Genomic DNA, 1,991 nt, shown 5'->3' with positions numbered 1-1,991 from the left:
TTGTGGCTGTGGCTGCCACTGCTGCTTGTCGCCGCCGTGATCGGTGGCTTCGCGTTGCACGCCGCACGGCCTGGCGCGCTCTGGTGGCATTTCGGGCTGCTGGCGCTGATCGGCGTGGCCGGCACCGCCACCTTCGCGCGGCAGCGCGTGCTGCTGCACGAGGGCCTGGTGGACGTGCGTGCGACGTTCCTGACCAAGCGCGTACCGCTGGCCGCGCTGCGCCTGGGGGACGCGCGCGTGATCGCGCTGTCCGAGCACACCGGCTTCAAACCGGCCTTGAAGCTGCTCGGTTTCGGCTACCCCGGTTTCCATGCCGGCCACTACCGCACCCGCGACGGGCACAAGGCGTTCTGCCTGATCACCAGCGATCGCGTCCTGGCCGTTCCGCTGCACGCCGGCGGCTGGCTGCTGCTCAGCGTCGAACACCCCAGGCAGGTGCTGCAGGAATGGCAGACACTTGCGTCGCAAGCACACTGCGGCGAAGACACGCGCGGCACGGCGCGCCGCATGGCCTGAGTCCGGCGTGCCTCGCCGCGTCGGTCGTTGCTGCGACCGGCCGCGCAGGGCACGACATGCTGCGCGGTGCGGCAAGGTCTCGCCGCGCGACGCGCCCGATCCGTGGAGCACACCGCGTCGAGCGTTCTGGCGTACGCGAAGCGATATATGCTGGGCCACCAGCCACGCGCGTCTTCGTCGCCAGCCGCGCGCGTCGCGACGACGGCGACGACGACGACGCCCGCCACATGCCGCCTCGAGGATCGGCCCGATGGACCACACCGCGCCCCGCGAGACTCCCGCCACCGCACCGGCGCTGCCGCCGACGCTGTCGGCGCGGCTGCATGGCCTGCATTGGCACCGCAATCTGGTCGGCGAAGCCGGCGCCATGGTCTATCGGCTCGGCGGCACCGGCACGCCGGACCTGTACCTCAAGCGCGGCACCGGCGCCTCGCACGACGACGTGGTGGACGAGTTCGCGCGGCTGCACTGGCTGCGCGGAACAGGCTGCGTGCCGCGCGTGCTGCATTTCGAGGCCGATGCCGCCGGCGCCTGGCTGCTGAGCGAAGCGCTGCCGGGCAGGACCGCCTACCAATGGCTGCAGGACGCGCCCGCGCAGGCGCAACGCATCGCGCAGGCGCTGGCCGAGTTCCTGCGCCGCTTCCACGCCACGCCGATCGATACCTGTCCGTTCGACGCCACTCACCCGCTGCGCCTGGCCGCTGCGCAACGCCGGCTGCAGGCGGGCCTGGTCGACACCGAGGACTTCAACGCCGCGCGTGCCGGCTGGTCGGCGGAGGCGGTGTGGCAGGCGATGACCGCGTTGCTGCCGCTGGACAACGAACGCGTGCTGAGCCACGGCGACTACTCGCTGGACAACATCCTGCTCGACGCGCCGGACCACGTGGTCGGCGTGATCGACCTCGGCCGCGCCGGCGTCGCCGACCCGTACCAGGACCTGGCGATCCTGGCCAGTTGCCTGGACGAATTCGACCCGGCGCTCGCCGATCGCTTCTTCGCCGCGTACGGCATCGCCACGCCGGACCTCACGCGGCTGCAGTTCCACCAGTTGCTCGACGAGTTCTTCTGAGCCGCGTCTGCCGCGTCGTGTGCAACGCGGCAGGATCGCCCCGCGACTGGCCGCCCGCGCTGCTTGGCCCTACCCTGTGCCGATGCGCACCGTCCCCAGCCTGCTGCTCAACACCGAGACCATCGAACTGCTGCCTGCCGCGCGACTGCGCGCGCGCAGCAACGCCGACGCGCGCCAGCTCGCACAGGCGACCTGGCTGCTGCGGCGCAAGCACGACGGGCGCTACCTGGCGACCGCGAACGCACACGGACTGCACGCGCTGGTGCCGCGACTGATGCACGAACCCGGCATCGACGCGGCCCTGGATCGCCTCGACGCGCTGCCCGCACGCGGCGCGATGGCGGCTGATGAGACCTGGTTGCCGCTGCACGCGCTGCAGGCCCAACTGGACCAGTTGGGCCTGGCC

2 protein-coding genes and 1 pseudogene are annotated in these 1,991 nt (G+C 71.8%); all 3 read left to right on the top strand.

Going from position 1 to position 1,991, the window contains the following annotated elements:
- A partial coding sequence (locus D588_RS24770) for a hypothetical protein (RefSeq protein WP_051067874.1) occupies window positions 1-516 on the top strand: 516 nt, incomplete at its 5' end.
- A 250-nt stretch (window positions 517-766) separates the two neighbouring features.
- Window positions 767-1,585, top strand: a complete 819-nt coding sequence (locus tag D588_RS0113385; RefSeq protein ID WP_017916342.1) for an APH(3') family aminoglycoside O-phosphotransferase — start codon at window positions 767-769, stop codon at window positions 1,583-1,585.
- Between the two features lie 82 nt (window positions 1,586-1,667).
- Window positions 1,668-1,991: pseudogene (locus tag D588_RS0113380) on the top strand (D-alanyl-D-alanine carboxypeptidase family protein); the annotation flags it as partial.

It is taken from the genome of Xanthomonas sp. SHU 308 (assembly GCF_000364645.1).
GTDB classification, from domain to species: Bacteria; Pseudomonadota; Gammaproteobacteria; order Xanthomonadales; family Xanthomonadaceae; genus Xanthomonas_A; species Xanthomonas_A sontii.
Note: the sequence above shows the minus strand (reverse complement) of the source record. Positions and strands in the feature narration are given on the sequence as shown.

Excerpts from the sequence above, each read along its gene's own strand:
- D588_RS0113385 (WP_017916342.1), top strand. The coding sequence starts at position 767 with ATGGACCACACCGCGCCCCGCGAGACTCCCGCCACCGCACCGGCGCTG.